The sequence below is a fragment of the Bdellovibrio sp. ZAP7 genome, assembly GCF_006874645.1.
Classification (GTDB): Bacteria; Bdellovibrionota; Bdellovibrionia; order Bdellovibrionales; family Bdellovibrionaceae; genus Bdellovibrio.
The window spans coordinates 1,048,860-1,072,505 of sequence record NZ_CP030082.1; the positions used below are offsets into that span (position 1 = coordinate 1,048,860).

Here is a 23,646-nt window from a genome sequence, read left to right on the forward strand (position 1 = left end):
GAGAAAATTCCGATGAATGGTTATGCAATATCATCTGGTCGCCTTCGTCATTTTGCTGGTCGCGGTTATAGCCGTTTTTGCATTTCGAAGTTCCACTGACGACTCTCAAGTTCAAGAAGACTTCGATCGTTTTTTGAATGAGCCGATGTCGCCACGTCAGGCAGTTCGCTTCTATGAACGCTATGTGGGTCATAAGTATGAAAACCAGGGTTATGATGTTTCTTATCTGGCGGGCCTGAAAGGTCACGTGGATCAGGGGCGCGATATTATTGTCAAAACGCCCAAAGAAATTTTGGTTATTCAAACAAGAGCTTTCGGCAGACGACGTGTCGTTCATGACAACGATATTTATCAGCTCTTTGGTAAGATGACGCACTTTAAGCTCACCTCAGTAGATCCAAACCGTACGACCAGAGCTATCTTTTATTCGACCTCAAATTTTTCAAGCTTGGCAAAACAGGCAGCAAGTACTTTAGGTGTGGAGATCAGAACAGAGAAGTTCAATCGCACTTATCCGATGATTAAGTGCAGTGTTTCGCCAACAGGGGAGAAGAACTACTATCTTCCTTTTGATCCGGTTTATGACAGGGTAAAAATCGATCATAAACGTGACGAGCATTTTGTGCGAACCGTTCATCAGGCTGTCAAAAAAGGCTTTAAGCGCGCGGGATAAAAAAAAGGGAGTCTCATGGACTCCCTTTTTTGTTTTAGATTGTAGAGCTTATTCAGCTGGTAGTTGCTGAACTGGGTAAAGACCCAAGAAGTTTGCTTCTTCAACCGACATATCGAATTGCGGGTACAAACCTTTAGTCATTGTGCAAACAACGTCTACGTCAGCATTACCTTCAGAAGTGTTCGCATACAATGTACCAGAGTATGATCTGGAAGAAGCGTCAAATTTAGTTTCCAAACGACCCGCAGCACCTTCGCCCGTAGCTGTTGCGCGGATATAACGGCCCTCTTGAACATCACTTGAAGTTACTTGCATTGCGATTCTTTTGCTGGATCCGCCACTCACTGTGACTACGATATCGCCCACGATTTGGTTACCAGACGTCATTGCATCAGCTTGGAATTTGTACCAGTAGTAAGAACCTTCGCAGTGTACTTGCGCTGCCTGCGCCAAACCACCTGCCAACAGAATTGCACCAGTCAAAAACAGACTTTTCATAAAACCCCTCCGTACGTGTCCCATAAGCCTGACCGGAGTAGAGTAAAAGGTCAAAGAAAGGTGATGACTCTGCGCTCAATGAGGTTTTGTCACTTATATAGCTATCAGGAGAGGGTTACTTTTCTCATAAGCTTCTCCAGCGAATCAAAAAGTTCGGTGCGCTGAATCGGCTTTGTTATGTAATCATCAAATCCAGAAGCCAGGGCTTTTTCCTTATCTCCTTTAATCGCGTTTGCAGTTAAAGCGATAATCGGTTTACTGTAGCCACTTTGTCTTAAAAAGGAAGTGGCTTTGTTTCCGTCCATTTTTGGCATTTGGATATCCATTAAGATAACGTCGTACTGATTATTTGAAGCCTTGGTAATGGCCTCCAGTCCGTTGTTGGCTAAGTCGACGGTCATTCCTTCCCGCTTGAGAAGTCTTGAAAGCAAAAACTGATTGTCAGGGGAGTCCTCAGCCACAAGTATTCCTAAACCTTTAAATGTGGCCTGCGGCTTAGGTACATTTTCTGCGGTGCTGTTTTGTACGTCCAAAGCATGTTTTGCGACGACCGTGATTTTAAATGTGGAACCCACGTTTTGCCGGCTTTCAACCAGATCTAAGCTTCCACCCAGTGCGTTTGCCAGATTTCTGGAAAGGATCAACCCCAGACCTGTTCCGCCGTATTCTCGCGTCGTTGACCCGTCGGCCTGACTGAAGGGATTGAACAGTTTCAGTCGCTGTTCTTCGGTGATTCCTAGTCCCGTATCGGTCACAAGCAAGCTCACTTCAATATGGTTGCTGTTGACGATCTTAAAGGACAGCTCTGCGGTGACACTGCCATATTTAGTGAATTTAACTGCGTTCCCGATAACATTCAAAAATATTTGGCGAACGCGAGTGGGATCTGTTTTAAGTTTGGCCGGAAAGTTATCGGGAATCTTTGTAATCAGTTGAATGTTTTTTTCTGCAGCCTTCGGTTTTAAACCCAATACGATATCGTTCAAAATATCCGTGACCGAAGTATCGACTTCCTCGATCGCCATGTGGCCGGCTTCGACTTTTGCAAGGTCCAAAATATCGTTCACCAAATCTAGTAAAAGATTCCCGTTACGTTGAATGGTGTTGAGATAGGTCTGTCGTTCTTCTGGCGAGGCATTTTCGTCTTCGGCAAGACTTGAAAATCCAATGATAATTCCCAAAGGAGTTCTGATTTCATGACTCATATTTGCCAGGAATTCTGATTTCGCTTTGTTGGCTTGATCTGATTCGGCCTTAGCAGCTTCCGCTTCCTGGCGAGCGACCACTAGTAAGCTTACAAGGTCGCGGACTTCATACTGCCGCCTTCTATTGGCAATACTGGATTCCAGAATATTAACCAGGGTCGCGACACGAATAGGTCTTTCTAAAACCGTGGCATTTCGTAATGACTTTAAGACTTCCAGGGTTTCTTTCTTTCCTTGGGTCAGGTCGCCAGCGCTTGCTAATATAATAATAGGCAAATCCGACCAGGACGGCTGAAGGCTGAGTAAGCTCTTTATGCGTTCCTGATTCTGTGGAATTAAAACTTCTTTTGCCAATAGCAGGGCGCCCGCGCCTTCATTGATTTTCACCAGCAAGTCATCAAAATCACGGCAAATACAGGGGCAAAGATTCGCCTCAGTCAAAATCTTGTGAGTTGATTCGGAATCTCTTGCCGTACTGGCTAATATTAAAATTCCTTCTTCTAGCGCTGCCATCTAAAGCCGACTTTCCGGGGATTCGTTTCTGACAAAATCTGGAACTCCGGTTAAAATACCACGGAATTGTTTTAAAGGCTCTCCAACCTGAATTCCTTTGTGTGAGAAGGTAATTTCCCGAATAGATTTTTCGTGATCGCCACTGCGTCTTTTAAGAGTCGAGATGGCTTTGTGAACTTCTCCCCCTGACTCAAAGAAGCGCAAAAGTAGGACTGTATCGGCAAGGTAGCTTACGTCGACGGGGGAGTTCATGTTGGAGCCAATGAGGCCATGCTGAGCCACGATCATAAATGTAGCGACGCCACGTTGGTTTAAGTAGCTTAGCAGTTCATGCATTTGAATAATAAGAAAGCGCTCTTCGGGCATGGCATTGATGTATCCATTTAAACTATCGATAACAACGACTCGCGCATTTTGTTTTTCGACGGCATCACATACCAGGCTTACAAATTCTCCGGGAGAAAGTTCTGCGGGATCGATTTGTTGCAGTGTGATCGTACCTTTTTCGATATAGCTAGCAACATCAATTCCCATACTTTGTGCACGCTTAAGAAGTGATCTTTTTCCTTCATCGAAGAAAAAGAGAGCGGCTTTTTCGCCATTTTTTGCGGCGGCAGCGGCGTACTGCAAGGCGACCGTCGATTTTCCGGCTCCAGCAGGTCCCATAAGTAACGTACTGGATCCGCGGTCTATACCGCCACCAAGAAGTTGATCAAGTTGAGAGACCCCACTTTTAAGCAAACCAGTTTCATTTGTCGTTTCGTGGTCACTGGCGACAAGGCGTGGGAAGATGTTAATTCCTCCACGCTTAAGAACAAAATCATGATAGCCCCCTCGGAAAGATACTCCTCGCAGCTTAAGAATCCGCATGCGACGTCGATTGGCTCCATACTCTGGTGCAAGTTGTTCCAGACGAATCACACCATGAACTAAACTATGCAAATCAAGATCACCAACATCGGAAGTTCGATCGTCAAGTAAAAGAACCGTCGTATTTTTTCCGACGAAATATTGTTTGAGAGCAAGTATTTGACGACGATAGCGCAGTGATTCCCGTGCCAACAAGCGAAGTTCTGAAAGTGAGTCAAAAACAACACGGCTTGGATTTATATCTTTAACAACATCTAAAATCGCCTTGGTCGTTTCGCCCAATTCAATTTCTGATGGATGAAAGAAAGTATTCTGATTGTCGACTTCCAGCTCAGTTGCGGATCGTAATTCAAAGACAGCGATTTTTGAAATATCCCAACCGTGGGAATGTGCTACGGCTTCCACTTCTTTTTTTGTTTCAGAAAGTGTGACGTACAGAACCTTCTCATCATTGGCGACTCCCGCCATAAGAAACTGAAGACCTAATGTGGTTTTTCCAGCACCCGGATCCCCATCAACCAGATAGAGACGATCTGATGGCAGACCGCCATTTAAAACTTCATCCAAACCATTTACGCCTGTTTGTACTAACTTCTGTGTACTCATAATCTACACCCTCACTATTGAGTTCATTCCTACGGGTTTAATTTCATGCAAAAATGGGGCGTAATGGGGGAAAATTTCTCGAAAAATGAAGAGGCAGAGCGTAAATAAAAAGTTACGTTATTTCGGTGGTTTACGACGGCAGGAAAACGAATGAATGTTCTAGGTTTTGGTCTAAAAAAAATTCGAGGAAAAAATCCCCACGCATTCGGATATCTTGGGGATTTTTGTCTTCAGACATAACGTCTATGATGTGGCCGCTTTCTTCACACGTTTAATGTCGTTTCTAGATGTCATGTTTGTTTCGCACTGAGATATATTTTCCGCCGACAGGGCCGCGGCAGCTTCCGCATACTCCGGTATGTGACTCAAAGATGCCAATGATTTTTGCAAAAAAATGCTGACTTCGCAGTTGGGTGAACCGTCTCTGGCGATCGCGCGGAAGGCGTCATCAAATATTTCAGAGCACGTTATAGGTCTTATTCTTAAATAATCAGAGCTGATGGTTTTAGGATGGTCCGATTTACACTCTATCGCAAAATAAAGAAGCTGAGTTAAGTGTCCTAGCACTTGTATGGCTGTGCCGGGATCGTTAATTCCCGGAGACAGAGCTCGGGATCCCACCTCAGAAAGTACAATAAGACCAAAGCGTGGATCATCTTCGAATGTTCTCGATGAGCCGAATAAAAAGCAGGAGAGAATTTTTTCTTGAATATCCTCTGTGATCATATCCGTTTCTATTTTTGCAACCACGGAGGTTTTCGTGACGAAGTCTCCCACAAGTAAAAGTATGTGAAGTGGTTTTTTTATAGAGTCGGCAATTTTCGAGAGTTTTTTATAATCAATTGTCTGCACGAATCCTACTGTCGGGGATTCTATCGGTAATGATGAGGTAGGGGGAGGATTGAATGCCTCTTGATTCCAAGAAAAGTATTCTATTTGTCCTTGAATTGTTTTCTTTGAAACGTCATGAACTTGCCTCATGACGTGCTCCAGACGTCCCGCAGTGGATAGTTGACCGATCCAAGTTATAATCTTCCAAATAATCACGCTGAGGACGGCGATTGTAATAAAAAATAAAATGACTCTGCCATCGGCGCCATAATATTTAGTTGATAACGCTGTCAACGAAACCACACTAAATATAAAGCCGCCCAAAAAAGTTGATAAGGCCGAGTGTGCCTTGGGATCGCCGATGACTAGGGCGGTTGCTCGCGAGGGAGCGCTTCCGTTGACATTCGCATAACTGGTCACGAGGGTAGCTAACGAAAATGTGACAACTGCAAGCAGACTGCTGGCCATGATTGTCAGGATCCGATCAACAGCCTCACCCCCTAATAAATCAGAGAGTTCGCCGGGCACCAAGGGGGATAGTGAAACTGAAAACAATGTTGCAGCAATGGCGGCCATGCAATACAAGCCAGCTCTAAAGGATAGGTTGGTTTTTAATTTTCTATAGATCTGCAACAGTTTAAGTCCCATCAAACCTCCATCCACCATATTGAAATCGCGGTCCGCGTTCAACCAGTACAAATTGTGGAGGATGTTGTGTGACAGTAAACTTCCTGGAAAGGTCGTTAACCACCAAAGGCCTTCAACACTTATTTTGTCCTGGATTTATGCACATCACGAAGCAACAACATCTCACCCAATCGTTGCTCTTTCTCATCATCAAATCCACAGGTGCCATTCCACTCTTTGGGATTTTCATAAGTCCCAAACATCATGTCCCAGAGTACGAAGTCGCCATAATTGTTCTTATGCTTATTGTATTCATGGTGGATACGATGCATTTCAGGGCGCTGGAATACGTATCCGATCCACTGTGGGGTTTTGATATTGGTGTGATAAAAGAACTCCCCCAGTGCTGTCATTAGGGTATAGACAGCGCCGGCTTCGACACTAAGGCCTAAAAATGTAAATACAATCAAGCTGCCAAGTATCGAGTTCACAAGCATCTCTTGAGGGTGCTTGTAAAACGACGTGATGACTTCCAGTCTTTGCGGGCTGTGATGGATTTGGTGAAAGTATCTCCATAGGAAGTCAGAAGTGTGGCGTACTCGGTGCCACCAGTAAAATACGAAGGTCGCAAAGAAGTAGGCCAAGAATCCACCAAGCCAAGGGCCTACATGTTCTGATAATTTAAATAAAGAAACCGCGGAAAGCCATTTTTCCCAAGTATATCCCGCAAGGGTGACGATACCTAATTGCAGAATGTTGATCGCAAGGACTCGGATGTGCCAGGTTTTTACATCGGGAAGCTTCCAGCCTGTAAAGATTCGTTCAAGGATAAAGCAGAATACGAATATTGATAAAGTGATCGTGAGCATGTTGCCTCCGTCTCTATGCTTTCAATTTACCAAGAGGTATCGGTCATGGGAATGAATGGTCCCGACAGATCAGGTGGTTTTTTGTCGGTCTGAAGCTTGTAAACACGGTCCTATTTTGAGACGATTTATCTATGTCGAATAAGGCTGATTCTAAAGAGCAAAAGCAGGTGGCGGTGTCACTGGCTATTCTAGAGGTTATTGAGTGGGATGGCTTAAATGGGGTGACTCATTCAAAGGTGTCTCGCAAATCGGGCGTTTCCCGTGCTTGGATCTATGAGTATATCGGGAAAGACAAGTCGGACCTGATCGAATACGCGGGGGAGGTTTTTACTTCATTCTTTGCTCGTATCAAGAAGGCGAATCGTCCCAAGACTCGTGCGGAGATGATGCAGCGTTTGGAAGAGGGCACTGAGTTCGTGTTCCAAGCGGTGCAGGCCAATCCGGTTATTATTAAGCTTCATTATCGTTTTCGTGGGACTGATACCGCGATCGGGAAAGTGATCGCTAAGTATGAGAAGTATTGGATTGGGAATACTTCTAAGAGCCTTATGGAGATTATGGGGATGAGTTCGGCGGAGGCGAGCGCTTTTGCGGAGATGGTGATGGTGCTTAGGCTTGGGTTTGCTTTTCGGGTGGTGACTTCGAAGGATTCTTCGCGAGTTTTGCGGGAAGCGAAGTTGGCGATGAATTTTATTGATGGCCTTCGTTGTGAATAAGTCTGTTTCAAAAGCTTTCCCAGTTATTTGCTGTGGGGGCTTCCACTTGTCAATATATCAGAAACGAGATTGAGTAGGGTTTGCTGAATTCATTAACTCAAATTAATAAATGAGTTATGATATCAATGCTTCAATTGAAGTGCTTCGGAAGAAATATTACTACTAAATATTGCTTATTTCAAAATCAAGTGGAGTTACATTAAATGGATATTTTGCCGGAAGCTGAGACGTTGCTAAATAGTTTTGTGATGGAAGGTGGCATGGAAGGATCAGTTGTTTCACCTTCTGTTTTATATCATTACACGAGTTGTGAAACGTTTCTAAATATTCTCAAGAATCAATCTTTGTGGCTTACACATGCCTATTATACTAATGATGCTTCAGAGTTTTCGCACGGAATGAACTTATTCATCGGGTGTTTGGACGGCTTAATTCAATTTAATTTCCAACAGATTTTTATAGACCGGATGAAGGAATTTATGGCCAAAGAAAGTAAAAATCCCAGCCTCGCACCATATATTTTTTGCTTAACAGAGAATAAAGATCAGTTGAGTCAATGGAGAGGATATGGAGATTTTGGATCGGGTGTTTCAATTGGCTTAAAGACTTCTGATATAGAAGCCCATAAATCCTTTCACATGAGTCTTTTGAAGATTGTTTATGATGACAGTGAGAAGAGGCAGATTGTTGGGGCGATTTTTCAGAAGTTTGTAAATCTCGTCAGGAATATAGGTCAGAATGTTAATAATATTTCTTATGTTCGTAGACTCGCGCTGGACTTTTTTCGGGTCGCTTACACCCAATCACTTAGATTTAAAGATAAAGCTTGGAGGGAGGAATCCGAGTGGAGATGCGTAATTTTAGCTGAATCCATTGATCTAAGAGTTAAAGTAAGATCAAGAGCGGGAATGTTGATTCCTTATGTCGATGAGTCGATCTCATCTGTTCACCATTTCCTTGACGAAGTCGTTGTTGGGCCGAAAGCATCATTTGATTTACAGGCAGCTTCCTTAGAGAAGATCAAAATAAAGCTACAGTCCAATTTCAAAATTTCACGTTCGGCGTTGCCCTTTCGCTAAAAAATGCCGACTTGTCACGCCATCGTGTTGCCACTTTCGACGAACGCTCCCCCGGAGCATTCGACGAAACGACGCTCTCTCTTCTTCGAGTCCTGCTACCCCGCAGACGCACAAATGCCTTGCGGAGATTTAGCTGGCTTAGATTTTTTTGGATTTTTTGAGAAAAATGGATGTCCAACCCCATCATTAAGCAGGAATTGGCCGCCCCTTGATATTATTAAGTTTTTTCGAAAAGACAGCCCCTTAATTTCCGATGAAATTGCCGTTTTATACTGCCAGGGTATGTCGATTACTGACATTTCTGCTCGTACTGGGATTAAAAGGCATACCGTTTGGAAGACTATTAAACGTCTTAAGAAAGAGTCTAACTCTGAAGTTTCAGTTCCTTATGACAGATGGCGCAAAGGAAAGAAGCGGACTGGGGCAAGGCCGCCGTTTGGTTTTTGTATCTTGGAAGGGGAGCTTGTCCGCGACCCTAAAGAGTACCCAACGCTTCTTTTGATTTTCGATTTATGGAGCAAGGGGATGTCCGTTACTTCCATCGTTAATTTACTTGGGGAAAAAGGACTGCGATCGCGTACTGGTAAGGAGTGGAGCTATCGGGTTGTTCAATCAATCACCAAGCGAATTGATGCCAAAGAACTTGAAATGATAAAAGGTAGGATTTGGTTTTCTGAAAAATACCTGAAGGAAACCAAGGCTAATAAATCAGCGAATACTCAAAATAAGAAGAGTTCAAGGAGGTGTTCATGAACTTCAGTGAGTTAATTAAATGGGGTATCGGCATAATTTTGATGTGGTCGACTGTTACGCATACAGATAAAATCCAAGGGACACTTTTGAAAGCACGGGCAGAACTGATTTATAATTCTCGAACGGCGACATGGGGTACTCCTCGGGTATTTAAACGGAGCAGAAGATGAGAACTGGGATCTTTGACACGAATCTTATCAAACAGATGACGAGACCTGGAAAACGCCAGAGATATGACGATGTTGTTATTTGGTTGAATCAGAGAGGTTTGGTCGACTTTACAAAGTCCCTAATTCTTCTCACTCCAGGAGGTATTACAGAGTTCTTGGGATATGGAACTATCACCGTTGACGCAGACCCCGCCGTTCTTGAGGCCACAATTCAGCGTATTAGAAATGCTCCGAACAATGCTTCGAATATGCAAGCTGCCAAAAATACTCTTTTTGAGCATTTTGAGAAGAAGATCTACGCATCAAATTATATTTCAAAAGCTACTCTTTCGCGACTTGTGGGACGTGAAATGAATTATGTGGATGATTCATTGAAGGAGTGGCTCAGAGATTTACTAAAAGATGCGACCCAATCAGGAGATAGTAGAAAAATAATTGTGAATAGAATAGCAATGGACCACCTTCAAAGAGTTCAATGGCCAGTAGACATCTCGAGAGACGTATATGCTTCTTTTATGGTGGATGTCCATGTGGCTGCTAATCATGGCGTATCTTATAATTCTACGCGGTCGATGTGGTTGATTTGGCAGGACTTCAATCAAACGAAAGTTCTTCGTGAAATGTTACAGGCAAAGAAGGCGTCACAAGTAGGTCACAAATCAGAGGTTTCGAATGTTCTCTCTTTAGTTGAACTGATTGAAAACATGCGAACGTTAGAAAATTTAGCGCGTTTTAAAAATAATGAAGACTTTGTTGATACGGAAGCAATTCACTTTGCGGTGGTTGGTCGATATGAAAACGGAGTGCTCGCGCCGATCTTATTTAATACTTGCGATCCAATTGAGGCAGTACTTACGAGGCTATTACTTTTTAAGTGGTTTTATACAGCAACCTATCGCCGGATGGAGCGAAATGATGAAGCTATTCCTCCAATGGCTCATGGTAAAATTGTTCAGTTCGATTTAAAAACATTAAAGCCACAATATGTGGTGGATGTTGATCAGATACCATCAAGTATGGATTTTCTGTTTTCCACAAAATTGGAACAATGGATTGAAGAACAGAAGAAGAAATTTTCTGTATAATTTTTAAGTTCTCTATTTGTGGTTGGATAGTAAATTGCGTCGATCATCTATGAGTCGAGAATGGAGACTTGTGGGACGCTGAGGTTTTTCGAAAGAAGTAGTCCATAATGGTGTGGGCATGTAAGAAACCGGTCTTTAGTACTAGAAGCTTATAGTTCACTTGTTGAAGCTAATAAACTACAATTAATTTGATGAAAATAGAGGATAAGAAAAAATTCGACCTAAAGGTGCCGTGTGAAGTCCATTATATACACGTTGTGGTTACAGACGTAAAGACTAGGGCGGAAGAGATCATACAGTCTGTTCAAGATACAAGCTGGATTTCAAAATTAACTCCTTTGAATCAGTTAGCTTTCAAATCAAGAGCCGAGAAAACGATAAAGGCTCTAGTTGAAAATATTTTTAGTAAGGTCGATGATACAGTTACCTCTGAGTTTGGCGAGTATCTTGTTTCATTTACGGCACAAGAATCTCTTTGCATAGAGTACACTCACCAAAAGTTTCCAATTGCAGATATTTTTAAAAATCGACTTCTTGGCAATGGCGGATTTGATTTTCATACGGAGTCTCCTAATAAGTTTATTCTCTTTGGCGAGGCGAAATACAAAGCCAGATCATCTCCATGGAAGGATGCTCTAGAACAGGTTAATGATTTTATCGCAGAAGGAAAGGATGCTGGAGAGCTAGTGGAGCTACAGCAATTGTCGAAGTCGGGTGCCTGCGACGAATTTCTTCAAGGTCGTAAAGGCTTTGCGGCAGCATTTTCACTGAATGCCGTGAATAAAAAGAAAGCTATTGAGGATGCTATCAAGAGTGCCCTTCTGGCGTCACTCCTGACGCATACAGAAATCTATATTATAGGAGTAGAAGTTCGTGCTGAATAGTATAATTGCTGGTGATCGTGTTGAAGAAGAGATTTGCCGACGAATTTCAATAATTCATTCTCAAGGTCCGGTAAATGCGGTTGATTTGGAGTTTTTGTCCTATGCCAAGAAATTTCATCAACCTGTTTTTTCAAAGTATGAATCGAAGTTGCTTTATGTGTTGGGCCAATTTTACAAATCCCTAGAACCAAGAAGTTTTATAGAGACGGTTTATAATCTATATTCAGAGGGAATTTCTAAGGAATTAGATGAGTATTTTACGCCAGTACAAGCGAGTATTTATTTGCAGATAAAAGCAAAAAAGTATTTCTCATTCTCGGCGCCCACGAGTGCCGGGAAATCATACTTATTTCGAACTCTTATCAAGAGAGAAAAAAAGGATATTGTAATTGTTGTTCCTTCGCGTGCCTTGATTTCGGAGTACTACAAAGCGGTAATGGAAATTGTTGAAGACAGTAATGAAATATTGGTTTTGCAGTTCGCGGATAACATAAACACAAAAAAGACAGAGCGTCGAATATATATAGTGACCCCGGAAAGAGCGATCGAGCTCTTTAAAATATCCCGTCATTTGTCTATCGGTCTTTTTCTAATGGATGAGGCCCATATTTCTGAAGATCCAAGTCGCGGAATAAAATTTGATTGGTTTGTCCGAAGAATTGGCGAGGAGTTCAAGGATGCCAAAAAGGTTTTTGCTCATCCGTTTGTTGAGAACCCAGAAGCTCAATTGAAGAAGCATTTTATTCAAGAAGAATCGGCGTCAGAGAACTTCAGGCAAGCGTCTGTCGGAAAAATATTTCTGGAAAGAAGCGCCGACGGTTTCAAATATTTCTCTCCGAATATTGAATGTGATGATGTTCTTAGTAAGACTGATCCAGTGATGAGCATCATTAAAAATAAGGGCTCGGTTTTAATTTACATTGCAAAATCTAAGCTTTATGAAGATGAGTTTGATGCGCAGTTTTTACCATATATTAAATCGTGCCCCCAAATTCGCGATGATGGAGCCAAAAAAATAATTTCAGAATTGGCCGAATACCTAGGTGTTGATAGTAGTGAAGATAAAAAATCTGATCTCCTTGAGTACATGCGAAAAGGAGTTGTAATTCATCATGGATCAATTCCACTTAAAGCACGTCTCTTGATTGAAGAATTTGTGCGTGCGGGTTACGCACGTATTTGTTTTGCGACGTCCACATTAAATCAAGGTATTAATATGCCATTTGATGCCGTATGGCTGGCGAGAATAGATCGCTTAAAACCGTTGGATTTAAAGAATCTCATTGGGCGTTCTGGACGGTCGCAGAAAAATGATGTTTTTGACTTTGGTTACACGATTGTCGAATCTGACAAGAGAGAACTTTTTCTTCAAAAATATAACCAGGCGTTTGAAATTTCAGAACAATCTCAGTTGGAGCTGTTATCTACTGGTAAAGACGAAGACGTATTTGACCTAGTCGAGTCCTTAAAAAATAATTCTTTCAACGACAACTTATTTTTGCCTCAATCTCAGGTTGATCGAATAAAGGCTGCGGATATCAATGGTGATGTATCATTTTTGCTAGACAGTTTTTTCGGACAAAATGAAGTAATAACGGGGAATCAATACAATGCGCTTGGGGAGTCTCGGCGAAAGAAAATTAAGGAAACTCTAGGCAGACTGTATTCAGTCCATTTAATTAGGCAAGAACTAACGACTGCAGAGAAGTCAGTCTTAAGTACCGCTATACCAATTCTACTTTGGAGGATTCAAGGTAAATCATTCAGCCAGATTGTATCTATGAGATTTGCATATCTATCCAGAAAAGACGAACAGAAGATAATTAAGAAGCGTCTTAAAAATAAAGAGATCAAGAAAGGCGAAGCCAAGGAGCTGCTAAGTAAATTAGAAGCCCGAGTTCAAACCGCTCCGGCGCCGATTCCTGATAAGCGACTATCCCGATCATGGTCTTTTACAAAAACAGCTGCAGAGGACTTGTCTTATGATCATGTTATTTATGATACATATGACTATTTAGATAAAGTAATCTCGCTTTCAATGGTTGACCCGTTATGTGCAGTGTTTGAGGTGTATTTCGAACGGTCAAAAGACGAGAGAGCCAAAAAGTTGATTAATTTTATTCGTTACGGAACCGATGACTCGATAGAGATCTATCTACTTCGATATGGTTTTGATTTCGAGGAGATCGAGTGGCTTAAGCCACATATAGAGCAGGTTAATACCGAGGAGATTGTATTCGCCAACACAATTAAAAAATTGTCTGACGAGAAGCTGAAAGTGATCCAACGCTATATTTAAGCATTAATCTAGGGTGACTCTACCTGGAGGGAGAAAATGCTTATGATTAAAAAAAACGAAGGTAAGAAGAATAGGAAAAGAGGAAGACCGAGAACAGTTTCTGGAATTCCAGATGTATTAAAAATTAAACTCATGCCAATTCCAGAGCCCTCAGATCAGTTTGAGAAAAGAGCAAATGAGGTTCGAGATATCATTGCTCAGATAATCCTTTTGGGAATGAAGACGACAGACGAAAAGTGACTGAATGAATTCCTGCTTAATGATTGGAATGGACCTCTACGTGATAAGCAAGTTTATAACTAGCTAAAATCTTTGAGAGTTGCTGGCTGAAACTTCTGAAAAGGCTCGGTAGAAGCAAAGTAATTCGATCGAGCTAAATTCTTAAGTATCTGAATCTGCTCGGGATTTAATTGCGATTTATTGCTGAAGAAAATGGATGGAAAGGCAGGATTACTCCTGAACTTCCTAAGATACCGAAAACACCAGCTATTTTTGCAAAGCACTACAAAATCGCTACAAACTACTACAATTAAAAAGGCAACAGTCATTTGACGCATCGCCTATCCATCTCCCTGCTTTGCAAAGATAGAGATCACTTCGCCTACTGGAGTTTCAGGATCATGAAGGTGTAGGTTGTCGGTCATACCCTTAATGCTGATACCTGCCTTACGCATGTAAATCATCATTGTTTTGATATCCGACCATCCACCAGCAATCATAACTTTTGCGGGCTCTACGCCATTCCCTAGAAGGGCTGTCGCCCAACTTGCGCGAAGGTCATGAAACCTTACAGGAGGCAGCCCAATTCCCATTAGAAAAGCCCTTAAAATCTCGGCCTGCCGTCCTTCGGTCCATTCCCTGTGATGAGGAAGGACAAAGTTGCTGTCCGGATTTTCAGCATAGAGCTGTTTGATGATGGGTATCAGCGGCGGGGCAACCTCGATAGTGCGATCTTGCTTTGATTTGGTGAATTCTTTGAAGCCATGCTTATGGTCCCACGCCGACGAGATCAAGATTGTTCTATTGTGCAGGCTAATCTTGTCTTTTGTAAGGGCGTAAAGTTCGCCATTGCGGCACCCAGTGTATAAAGCAAAGGCCCAGACTGAATACCATGGATGATTCATCTCCCGTGCTTTTTCAAGAAGTTGCTTCATCTGTTCTCTAGTAAGAACTTTCTTAATTTTGTCTCCGAGACGGAATTGAAGCATCGGAACGGGATTACGTTGCAGATATCCGCATTCAACTGCAAATCCAAAAAGCCCTTTGATGAACTTGAGCATACTTTTTTGATGTGATGGGGACCTTTCAGCCAGCGTGACCTTAATCAATGCGCGTATCTCTTCGGTACGGATTGACTCAATGGTTCGGTTGTTCCATTGGCGTGTATGCGCATCAAGACACAGGCGATAGTTCTCGACTGTAGAAGGTGCTAAATCGCGCATTTCCATTGATTCGTAGAACTGTTCCCGCAATGTCGCTACCTTCATTTTTCCGCCAGCACCTTCTTCGAAGCTCGTCTCAACTTGTAAAACAAGTTGATTATAAATACGCTTTGCCTCGATTTCTGTGGCGATTAGGTCACCCTTGTCATTACGAGTTCGGCTCAGTGACTTTGGTTGTCTGGTTAATGGATGTCGCTTCGAAAATGTAACTTCATAGCCTTGTATATCGTCTCTAAATTTAATTCCCATAAAAACCTCCTCTTTTTTGTGAAAGCAAAAGGTTTCTTAAATCAGCTAACGCGTATCGATTCGACCGTCCTAATTTATAATAGGGAACTTTGCCGTTACTTGATAGAGTCCACAAAGTTGATGTCGGAATTTTTAGATACGCAGCTGCTTCTTTCGTTGTTAACCACTCCTCTTCAGTTTTCAAAGAACAAAGTGTTTTTGTATCATTTGGAAATATATCTTTGGTAAATATTCTTAAATCTTTTTTTTGGTTAGAATAATGCGCCATAGTGGTCCTCCAGATGCGGAGTACTTTCACGACGCTCATTGAATTGATATGGAACTAGGAGAAGAATTATTTCCCTAGAGATTTCCTTCTGCGATCTATAATATCAAGAGCTTGTCTTTCGGCTGGACCGTGATGGTTTCGGTTTGGGTTGAGATGTTTAGCACCTTCTCCCGTAAAAAATTTGGAAAAGGCTTTTTTAAATTCTGACCCGTTAGTAAATTGCTTCCTCGATAGAAAGGATTCTAATGGACTCGGGCTATTTAATAGATCACAAACTATTTCATAGGCCCTGTCCCATTCTGATGAATAAAAGTCTTCCTCGTTGTCGACTCCGGCATCTGAAAACAGCATGCGTCGCTCGGTATCGTCGGACATCCATTCACTTGGCTGATAGAGGCAAATAATTCCGAGGCGGTCTAATTCTGAGAGAAATAGTCTTAGCGTCGAAAATTCGCGTGCGTCTGCGGTTTTGGTCACGGAAGATCCGATACGTTTGCCGAGCGCAATCAAGAAACTTTTGTCACTATGCAGATCGGCTTGAGCTATTCTTTGAATTACGCAAGGATCGTATATCCAAAAAAGGTCCATCCCAATTAATTCCAGAATGAAATCGTCCGGGGACTCATCGATCGTCAGAGTTCCCGGGATGATTCCATCGTCTACTTGAACTTCCGACCTAGACTTCAATTGCCCAAGATGAGCCTTCGCGGAAAGCAAGCCTTTTTCGTCTTGGATTTTTGCTTGTATCAGGCATGAGTTGGCTAGGTGACGCTGTCTATCTATATCTAAGAAAAAATCCAGATGCTTGTCGTAGTATTCTTTATCCCAAACTTCGTCGGGTGCATCTACAATTGATAGAAGGTACTTATCCATACGTTTTTTCCACTCTGTCCATTCTAGATTTTGAACGCCTGCCATGCTGACTCCTAGTTTCTAACATTCTATCAAATAAAAAAAACGTCAGCAAAGGCGATTGCTGGAATTAGGACACCGTCTAGTTCTGTGGAAAAAGCTATTTATGCAACATATACCTTCATCAACAAAAAGTATTCCAACGCGGAACAACCAGAATTCGCCAACAAAGCTATATTCTAGAAAGGAACTTATGAGTGAATACCTTTAGTCAACCAGCCCAGTATCTTAGTGATTTCGAGGTACAGAAGCGACATTACTTCATAGATGCCTTCTCGGTTATGCCAATAGGTGGAACTATTTTAAGTTCTACCATAAAGCTGCCTCGAAAGCAGTATCCAGTAAAGGATGTGTCTCTTGATGTAATTCATGACGTACATCTGCATACAGACAGGAATAAGATTTATCTCGGCAGACGCAAGGATAACAAAAATTTTGTTTTTGCAAATCTTCATGATTTGATCCGAATGGATCGTGGATGGCCAAATCCACTGCGAACTAGAGATGGAGTCAATCAGTTCACCGTTGAAGAGCAGAGGGTATTGATAGAGTTAGATTCGATTTCTGACTATTCGATACAGTTGATGCAGCAGCTTTTGAATGCTGGATTCGAGGAAGTCAGAAGATTTGCTAGTGAGATACTAGATGCCGACGCCGAGGTTCTAGTTTCAGACTTTTTTATCAACAGATTCGAAATTTACACTGAGCTGGGGCCATATAATAGCGACGATTTAGTGGTGATGCGGGAGAGAATTGATGACGTAATTCGAAGAAATTACGGGCTAAAAACCGAACGGAAGTCAGAAGCTTCAAAAGAATTGACTCACACTGGTTGGCCCGCTCGTACGGATCGAGAGGTGAATCGTTATGAGAAAGCGACCTTAAAGGTTTATCCAAAATATGATCGAATCCGAATTGAATCTGCGAATTTATCCCTCCGACCGAGCTTTAGTTCAGTTGGAGATATAAGGAAAGAGCTTCTTTCATTGTATGAAAATGTTGTTCAAAGAATAGAGGCTCTGCTTGATCAAGTAATCATTTCTCCTCCGGAGAAGGTCTCTCCGGAGGATCTTTATCTGTTGTTGGAGGGGTTTAGCTTAAGGGGCGTGAGAAAGGAGAAGGCCTTTGATGAGCTTGTGCGGCAATTAACTCAATTTGGTGTATATGACCCTGGTGCAATTAAAGATGCGAATTTGCGTTTGGGTTATTCCCAGTTAAAGAAGCTTTCGGATGCAAGTAATGGAATTTTAGAGAAGAAAAAACGTCCTCCGAAATCTGGTGGGCAGCAACAAAACTTTTATCTACTGAAGCGGGTACAGTAGGGAGCTTGGATACGGTAGCTCAATTTGGCCTAGGGAGACGATAGATTCTAGGTCAAAAAAAATAGCTCTTTGACATTCGTATAGTTTGATTTTGAGTAAGAATCCTATTTCTAGGAAATGTCCCATTCGAACATTGGATGGGATTGTTCCTTAAATTTTTTAATACTAAATGGAGGCAATAATGAAATTCCCAAAGATTGATATACAGTTTATCTACCGAAATTTTTTTCCTGGAACCGCAAGTATTGTGGTGAGGGCTAAGGGTGATCATCTTAACGCGCAAGATAGATTGGCGCCGATTGGCGAGGAAGCCGCAAGGGCTATCACGAGTTGGTTCATCTCCGACGCTCTTCCATTATTCCATACCGAAAGTGATTTGGTGTTCCGTAGAGAGTTGCGAGACTTCTATTTTAAAGTCCATGCCAAAAAGAATGACGAGTTCTGTGATCAAGTTCGAAGCTGCAATTCAATTGAATCACTTTTAATCGCAGGGGAACTAATTGATTTATATCGTGCAGTGCCCAACTTGTTTATTGAATGTATGGCCTGGGACGACAGTTATCCGTATTTTGAATTTCCGGAAGACTTTGAAGAACCTAAAGAATGGGTTGGTAAAGAGGCTTACGAAGATGAAGAGCGTGCACATAAAGATAGTAAAGTTCTTCATTAGGAGAAAAAATGTATACTCCACTCTTTCTTGGTAAACATTTTTCTACTCTGAGGCTGGCGAATGACTTTGTTTATCTGAAAATTAATAACAGTAATTTGGTTTATCCATTTGAGATTTCTGAGTATGTCGATGCGATGGTGGCAATTTTGCAAGGTAAATACACAAAGGCAATGCCGAATGATGAAATGGAGCTTGTGGATAATCTAATAACAACCATCTTGGATCGTTGTGAAAAAATTCATTTTGAATACAGAGTGACGATGGAGACTTGGTTAAGGGAAAACACTGTTGTTCGTTGTAAGTTGCCTTGGGGAATTCCAGATGCCACAAAGGCGGAGCTAGGCAAAATAGTCTATTGTGTTTTTTTTGATCTTCTTGATTTGCGGGAGGTGAGAAATGAGTTGGAGGGATAAATATCCACCGTTGTTCGATTATAAATATATCTATAGGAATTTTAGCGAGGAGTTTGCAGAGGAAATCATGAGGATCGTAGATGAGTTGGCTCATAGAAAGGATGGTGTTTTTTCTTCCTCTTGGCCGACTTCGGAAGCGATTATCAATCATGTCTTTTTTGGTTACGAATGTTCAGGTGCTACCGAAGTTGATTTGGTAAGATTATACATTCTTCGAAAGATTGTTTTTGCAGATGTATTGAAGAGAAAAAAAGAGACCTGTATCGTAGATCGTAGCCAGTTCGACATCTGTGAAGTTCTGAATCCACTGGAAGCTCTGAGGTTCTCATTTGAAGCGTTTCACACATTCATTTATTGTGTTGAGTGGAATGGCGATAGCCTCGCTTCTTGTATTCAAGAAATTCCAATCTCACGTGGGAACATGAAAATGCAAAACGGAGATGACGAGATTCCGTTTTAAGCTAAACCAAGTATTCAGAGGCCATCACGTATTTATGCGATGGCCTATTTTCTATTTTGATAGGACATACGGGTACGGCGTTGATGAAATAAAGAGTTAAGAAAAGGGCCGTTATTTGCGGATATCGGGATTTTTTAAAATCTTGATTTTTAATACTTCTAAGGATTTATTAATGCTTAATCGCGCACAAATATCCCTGGCTTTAATTCTACAGCATTCATACCAAGGCTCGGCATAAACAAATCCTTTGTTAGTTGATAAGCCTGATCTGCTATGGCTTGCTTTGAGGGATCACTTGAAACTGTATAATCGCCAATAAATGCAAAAAAATCTGACAAGACAAATAAATCGTCAGATTTACTCACGACATTGATGCTGATTTCTCCCGGAATTATCGGCCCGATAAAATTGAGAGTCCCGCTGTTCACCAAGGATTGTAACAACTCATTCAATCCTGGTAAAATTTTACTCCGAATTGAGTTAACTGCTTCTCCATGCATTTTGGAATCAATTACAGCGCTTAGGTGGAAATGAATATCTCTGATTCCGTATTTTTTAATCGCTGCAAATAATGGGTATCTGGTTGCAATTAAAGCTGCCTCTTGCAAGCGAATAACTTTGATCATTTGCTTGTACCGCTCGGGCAAAAGTTGACTCGGACTTAGAATTTCGGTGGTTGAGGCTGCAACTGGAGAAGAGGCTATGAACCATTCTGGGTATTCGATTGCTGTTTTATAGAAGTTTTTTTCAACGAAATTTTTGGCGAAATCTGGATCTTTTCGAATTAGCGTTCCCCCCATCAATTCTGTTTGGATAAGATTTGCTGAGGCGATCTGGTGCGCAGCCTTCAGTTTTCGGCTCGCTCTGATTTTTTTCATATGAAGATTACTTAGTCCGGCTTTTTTGAGAAGACTTTCAGCTACCGCCACTTGAGACTCAAGGAGGCACACCCAACCAATTCCATAGTGCCCGTTGACCTTAGCGTTGGATAACGTTCCAGTTTCATCAATAAAAATGTGTATTGGATCATTCGGTGCAGCCATTAAGATGGCTTCTACCCAAAGACAAGCAGCAAGTCAATCGGCCTTGGATCGCGAAGATTTTAAAAGTTCATCAATCTTTTTTTCAGGGATGCCGGAAGCACGCTCAATGTTATGGGCATACCCGGCTGTTACGGCCGGAGACGAATGTCGCGCAAATAGTTGAGTCTCCTGGAGTGAGGCACCGGCAACCAAAGCAAGGGTAGTTGCCGTGTGCCGGAAGGAGTGTGTTGAGATGCGGGGATTATCTATAGAGATGGCTCGGAGTCTGTCCTTGGCTATCCTTCGAATGGAGCGAGTAGAAAGGCGTTGATGGCGATTTCCATCTGATGTTGACCCAAAAAGTGGTTCAGTTGCTTTTGCAACTGGTCGTTCGGCAAGATATTCGAGTATTGGAGTTAAGGCCGTTTCGGTGAGGACAACATAGGCATCCTTGGAATCTGAACCTTTGCCTTGTAGCCAGAGAACAGGTTGCCCGGCCTCCTGGCGTAGGTCATCGATATCTGCTCGCGCAATTTCAATTGAGCGGGGGCCAGTTCGAATCATGAGGTTTAATAGGGCGTAGTCGCGTTTCCCCTTGATGGTGGAACGATCAATTGAATTCAAAAGTCGAAAAATTTGTGGAATCGTAAGAGGGTCCTTTCGGAAGCGTTTATCTCTTTTTGCTGATTTGATATTCTTTGCAAGATTTGGATATATCTTTTCAGATTCCAACCAGGCAAAGAAGGTGCGTACGGCCACCATGTATGCGGCTTGTGTGTTAGAGGAAAATTTACGACTTCTAAGAGAGCGTTTGTACTCAATTAAATCTCTACGATTTAACGATTTAAAATCGGTATTGAGTAACCACTGTCTGAAATCTTTGAGCCGTCTTTTATATCCCTCACGCGAGATATCTTTAACATCATGGGCCGTGATAAATTGTTCGATTAGGCTAGATATCCGGTCTGCTCTCAGCAGTGAACGTTCACGTATAGATTCTGTTACTTGTTTCATTTTCCCATTTCATCATACCGAAGTGTTCGACGTAATTTTCAATGGAAGAGCTAGAACGAAAAGCTATTTCTGCGTTTCGGGGCGATACGGTTACTTAACGAGCAAAGCTATTACAGTTTTGCTTCCGGAGTTAGCCAGATTTCCATCGAAATCGGGTTGCATAGTGAGAGCCGGGGCTGCGGTATTAGTTAAGTCGATTTTGTAATAAAAGGCAGCGATACTTGTGTCAGGATATATGGCATTTTCAACAACATCTCCAAGAAGCATATACTCATTTGCAGTGTAAGTGGCAGTATCGGTCGTAATTGTGATGGTAACAAAAGCACTGCCGTTGTTGAGTGTGGAAACATTGAAGTAAGTTATATAAGTGTTTACGGGATATCCTGCATCAATCACGGAATTGCCCGCCGATAAGTCCCGGTTGCTGTAGCGGTAAACGTGCTTCATGGCTCCAATCTCAGAAAGGCTATAAACTTTGAGATCGCGTTCGGTGCACGAGGTGAGCATAAAAAATACGCCTATGACTAGCATTTTCCCCAGAAAGACCATGCTCACCCCAAAGCTACTTATTGAAATTTAAAATTATTTTTCTTGAACCTATCAGCGTAGTCTTTCTCCGCTTTTTTCAAAACTACGTAATTGCTTACTCGGCAATCAATGAACTTTTTGACAGTTGGTCCTCTTGGACCATAATCAGTGCCTTCTCCGCAAAATGCGAACACCTGAATGGCTATGTCTCCATCGAACCATAAAGCTAATCCGGATCGGTCAGAATTCAGTTGAACAAATTTTGGAACAGGAAAATCTTTTCCTAGAATTTCACTTACCTTCGGCAGGTCGCCATACATATTGCATTGACCGGCCATGCTTACATTGTGTTCTTCAATTAAACCAGTTTTGCCATTAGCAAACACAGATCGAATAGTTTGAACGCAAGCCGATCGTTCTTTACGCATATATGAATAACCGCAGTTAGGCGGATTTCGGCAAACATAGTTTTCATTATTTTCAAATTTTCCAAACTTTGTTGAAGCCTCAGCAAATGGGTGTCCGATAAGCAAATCTGAATACATTTTACTGCTCTTAACACCGCCGTCGGCATATGCTTCGAACGATAGAAGGCATAATATTAGTAGAACAATTTTATGAAGATTCATTTGAATATCCTTTATAAATGTAGATTGTTAGTTGCCTCAGTAGAAAGTTCTCATTTTTTTGCTTTTCGAAGAATGACGTCGAAGTTCCCTGCGAAAATTTCGTCCTCCATCTCTTTCAGTGGAGATTTTCGTTCAAATGGACCAAAACATAGTTCGTCGACAGTAATGCCAAGTTCATCAGCAACTATTTTAACCTTCTTTATGTCTCTGGGATTGCCTCCAGATAACCATTCTGAAAGTGTGGTTTTCGGTACACCAGTTTTGCGGGACAGTTGTGCCGCCGTCATATCTCGATCTGCTAAAATATGCTTGAGATTGCTTTTTAGTTTCATACTCAGAACCCATCGGAAAAATGTGAATCTCATTACACAGGAAAAACGATATTACGTACGTTGACCGCTACGCCGTTCACCAAATACAAAATGCCGTACTTCTCGAACTAGTTAGCAATTAAATCAAGGCTTCCTGGTCTTATTTCCAATTCCCCTGGTTTGAAATCGACGTAGAGATTACGTACTTCGCAATATTCGAAAATGTTGAGGAACTCCTTGTGTAGAAATCCGCGCATTCGCATGTGGGAGTACGCAGCTGTGAATGATATTGGATTCCGGCCACGCATGTTCATTCGCAAAATCGCTTCCACGTCGGCATCACTGAATTCTAGGTTTAAGTGAAGCTGCATCTCCTCACTCCAAGAATTGAGATTGATGTGAACCAGATATACTTTTTTGGTCTTAACCCATTCGATCCGGCTATCAATTAGGTTTAGTGCTTCGCGAGCGATTTCGACGTCTTTGTGATCTTCCATCATCACCTCTTCAGTAATTTCTGTTTTATCACGGTGAAATAGGTCGAAATAATTATTCGTATCAGGCAGAAACGGCATCCATCTCGGCTCGATACGTAAGATGCTGTTTTGGTCTAAAACAATAATTGCGACAAACTAGGTACTTATTTTCAATTTATGGCGAAAAAATATTGCCGGGTTTGTCGGCACAAGAAAAAGAAGACAGACTTTTATGCAGATCGAACTAGCTGG

Annotated in this window: 26 protein-coding genes; 12 read left to right on the forward strand and 14 right to left on the reverse strand. The window is 42.0% G+C overall.

The window, feature by feature from the left end; translation table 11 throughout:
• The first annotated feature begins 22 nt into the window (after positions 1 to 22).
• Positions 23 to 673, forward strand: a complete 651-nt coding sequence (locus DOM22_RS05150) for a restriction endonuclease (protein ID WP_210415686.1) — start codon at positions 23 to 25, stop codon at positions 671 to 673.
• 48 nt (positions 674 to 721) lie between these two features.
• On the opposite strand, the gene DOM22_RS05155 is transcribed toward DOM22_RS05150, so the two are convergent.
• From DOM22_RS05155 to DOM22_RS05175, 5 genes are all read right to left on the reverse strand, one after another.
• Positions 722 to 1,171, reverse strand: a complete 450-nt coding sequence (locus DOM22_RS05155; protein ID WP_142699350.1) for a hypothetical protein — start codon at positions 1,169 to 1,171, stop codon at positions 722 to 724.
• Positions 1,172 to 1,275: 104 nt separating this feature from the next.
• Positions 1,276 to 2,730: a response regulator gene (locus DOM22_RS05160; RefSeq protein WP_168196562.1), complete on the reverse strand. Its 1,455-nt coding sequence runs from the start codon at positions 2,728 to 2,730 to the stop codon at positions 1,276 to 1,278.
• A gap of 159 nt (positions 2,731 to 2,889) precedes the next feature.
• A complete protein-coding gene (locus DOM22_RS05165; protein ID WP_142699352.1) occupies positions 2,890 to 4,365 on the reverse strand; it encodes an ATPase domain-containing protein in 1,476 nt (491 codons plus the stop codon).
• Positions 4,366 to 4,608: 243 nt separating this feature from the next.
• Positions 4,609 to 5,844 (reverse strand): DUF2254 domain-containing protein, encoded by a 1,236-nt coding sequence (locus DOM22_RS05170; protein ID WP_168196563.1) that lies wholly within the window; start codon positions 5,842 to 5,844, stop codon positions 4,609 to 4,611.
• Positions 5,845 to 5,963: 119 nt separating this feature from the next.
• Entirely contained in the window at positions 5,964 to 6,692 is a 729-nt protein-coding gene (locus DOM22_RS05175) for a sterol desaturase family protein (protein WP_142699354.1), read from the reverse strand.
• A gap of 131 nt (positions 6,693 to 6,823) precedes the next feature.
• On the opposite strand from DOM22_RS05175, the gene DOM22_RS05180 reads away from it, so the two are divergent.
• From DOM22_RS05180 to DOM22_RS05210, 7 genes are all read left to right on the forward strand, one after another.
• Positions 6,824 to 7,408: a TetR/AcrR family transcriptional regulator gene (locus tag DOM22_RS05180; RefSeq protein WP_142699355.1), complete on the forward strand. Its 585-nt coding sequence runs from the start codon at positions 6,824 to 6,826 to the stop codon at positions 7,406 to 7,408.
• Between the two features lie 203 nt (positions 7,409 to 7,611).
• Positions 7,612 to 8,487, forward strand: coding sequence for a DUF2971 domain-containing protein (locus DOM22_RS05185; RefSeq protein WP_142699356.1), 876 nt, complete (start codon positions 7,612 to 7,614; stop codon positions 8,485 to 8,487).
• 114 nt (positions 8,488 to 8,601) lie between these two features.
• Positions 8,602 to 9,240: a helix-turn-helix domain-containing protein gene (locus DOM22_RS05190; protein ID WP_168196564.1), complete on the forward strand. Its 639-nt coding sequence runs from the start codon at positions 8,602 to 8,604 to the stop codon at positions 9,238 to 9,240.
• A 166-nt stretch (positions 9,241 to 9,406) separates the two neighbouring features.
• Positions 9,407 to 10,495: a hypothetical protein gene (locus DOM22_RS05195; RefSeq protein ID WP_142699358.1), complete on the forward strand. Its 1,089-nt coding sequence runs from the start codon at positions 9,407 to 9,409 to the stop codon at positions 10,493 to 10,495.
• A 191-nt stretch (positions 10,496 to 10,686) separates the two neighbouring features.
• Positions 10,687 to 11,379 (forward strand): hypothetical protein, encoded by a 693-nt coding sequence (locus DOM22_RS05200; protein WP_142699359.1) that lies wholly within the window; start codon positions 10,687 to 10,689, stop codon positions 11,377 to 11,379.
• Entirely contained in the window at positions 11,369 to 13,678 is a 2,310-nt protein-coding gene (locus DOM22_RS05205) for a DEAD/DEAH box helicase (protein WP_142699360.1), read from the forward strand. Before DOM22_RS05200 ends, DOM22_RS05205 begins: the two co-directional genes overlap by 11 nt.
• A gap of 36 nt (positions 13,679 to 13,714) precedes the next feature.
• On the forward strand, positions 13,715 to 13,918 hold the full coding sequence (locus tag DOM22_RS05210) for a hypothetical protein (protein WP_142699361.1): 204 nt from the start codon (positions 13,715 to 13,717) through the stop codon (positions 13,916 to 13,918).
• Between the two features lie 320 nt (positions 13,919 to 14,238).
• On the opposite strand, the gene DOM22_RS05215 is transcribed toward DOM22_RS05210, so the two are convergent.
• The 3 genes from DOM22_RS05215 to DOM22_RS05225 all read right to left on the reverse strand — a co-directional run bounded on the left by DOM22_RS05215 (position 14,239) and on the right by DOM22_RS05225 (position 16,555).
• A complete protein-coding gene (locus tag DOM22_RS05215) occupies positions 14,239 to 15,369 on the reverse strand; it encodes a site-specific integrase (RefSeq protein WP_142699362.1) in 1,131 nt (376 codons plus the stop codon).
• Positions 15,359 to 15,637: a helix-turn-helix domain-containing protein gene (locus tag DOM22_RS05220; RefSeq protein WP_168196565.1), complete on the reverse strand. Its 279-nt coding sequence runs from the start codon at positions 15,635 to 15,637 to the stop codon at positions 15,359 to 15,361. The genes DOM22_RS05215 and DOM22_RS05220 overlap by 11 nt, the downstream gene beginning before the upstream one ends.
• A gap of 66 nt (positions 15,638 to 15,703) precedes the next feature.
• Positions 15,704 to 16,555, reverse strand: a complete 852-nt coding sequence (locus DOM22_RS05225; RefSeq protein ID WP_142699364.1) for a hypothetical protein — start codon at positions 16,553 to 16,555, stop codon at positions 15,704 to 15,706.
• Positions 16,556 to 16,746: 191 nt separating this feature from the next.
• On the opposite strand from DOM22_RS05225, the gene DOM22_RS05230 reads away from it, so the two are divergent.
• The 4 genes from DOM22_RS05230 (at position 16,747) to DOM22_RS05245 (ending at position 19,414) form a co-directional block, all read left to right on the forward strand.
• Complete coding sequence (locus tag DOM22_RS05230; RefSeq protein ID WP_142699365.1) at positions 16,747 to 17,871, forward strand: hypothetical protein; 1,125 nt, start codon at positions 16,747 to 16,749, stop codon at positions 17,869 to 17,871.
• 181 nt (positions 17,872 to 18,052) lie between these two features.
• Positions 18,053 to 18,541: a hypothetical protein gene (locus DOM22_RS05235; RefSeq protein ID WP_142699366.1), complete on the forward strand. Its 489-nt coding sequence runs from the start codon at positions 18,053 to 18,055 to the stop codon at positions 18,539 to 18,541.
• A gap of 8 nt (positions 18,542 to 18,549) precedes the next feature.
• Positions 18,550 to 18,954 carry a hypothetical protein gene (locus DOM22_RS05240; RefSeq protein ID WP_142699367.1) on the forward strand — a complete coding sequence of 135 codons (405 nt, stop codon included), beginning with the start codon at positions 18,550 to 18,552 and terminating at the stop codon, positions 18,952 to 18,954.
• Positions 18,938 to 19,414, forward strand: a complete 477-nt coding sequence (locus DOM22_RS05245; RefSeq protein WP_142699368.1) for a hypothetical protein — start codon at positions 18,938 to 18,940, stop codon at positions 19,412 to 19,414. Before DOM22_RS05240 ends, DOM22_RS05245 begins: the two co-directional genes overlap by 17 nt.
• A 176-nt stretch (positions 19,415 to 19,590) precedes the next feature.
• Here DOM22_RS05245 and DOM22_RS05250 read toward each other — a convergent pair whose 3' ends face one another.
• The 6 genes from DOM22_RS05250 to DOM22_RS05275 form a co-directional block, all read right to left on the reverse strand.
• On the reverse strand, positions 19,591 to 20,457 hold the full coding sequence (locus DOM22_RS05250) for a hypothetical protein (RefSeq protein ID WP_142699369.1): 867 nt from the start codon (positions 20,455 to 20,457) through the stop codon (positions 19,591 to 19,593).
• Positions 20,458 to 20,490: 33 nt separating this feature from the next.
• Complete coding sequence (locus DOM22_RS05255) at positions 20,491 to 21,450, reverse strand: tyrosine-type recombinase/integrase (RefSeq protein WP_142699370.1); 960 nt, start codon at positions 21,448 to 21,450, stop codon at positions 20,491 to 20,493.
• Positions 21,451 to 21,540: 90 nt separating this feature from the next.
• Positions 21,541 to 21,999, reverse strand: a complete 459-nt coding sequence (locus DOM22_RS05260; protein ID WP_210415687.1) for a hypothetical protein — start codon at positions 21,997 to 21,999, stop codon at positions 21,541 to 21,543.
• A gap of 17 nt (positions 22,000 to 22,016) precedes the next feature.
• A complete protein-coding gene (locus DOM22_RS05265; protein ID WP_142699372.1) occupies positions 22,017 to 22,607 on the reverse strand; it encodes a hypothetical protein in 591 nt (196 codons plus the stop codon).
• Between the two features lie 50 nt (positions 22,608 to 22,657).
• Complete coding sequence (locus DOM22_RS05270; RefSeq protein WP_168196566.1) at positions 22,658 to 22,939, reverse strand: helix-turn-helix transcriptional regulator; 282 nt, start codon at positions 22,937 to 22,939, stop codon at positions 22,658 to 22,660.
• 107 nt (positions 22,940 to 23,046) lie between these two features.
• The gene (locus DOM22_RS05275) at positions 23,047 to 23,493 is read right to left on the reverse strand and encodes a hypothetical protein (RefSeq protein WP_142699374.1); all 447 of its coding nucleotides are present in this window, start codon (positions 23,491 to 23,493) and stop codon (positions 23,047 to 23,049) included.
• Positions 23,494 to 23,646 lie beyond the last annotated feature (153 nt).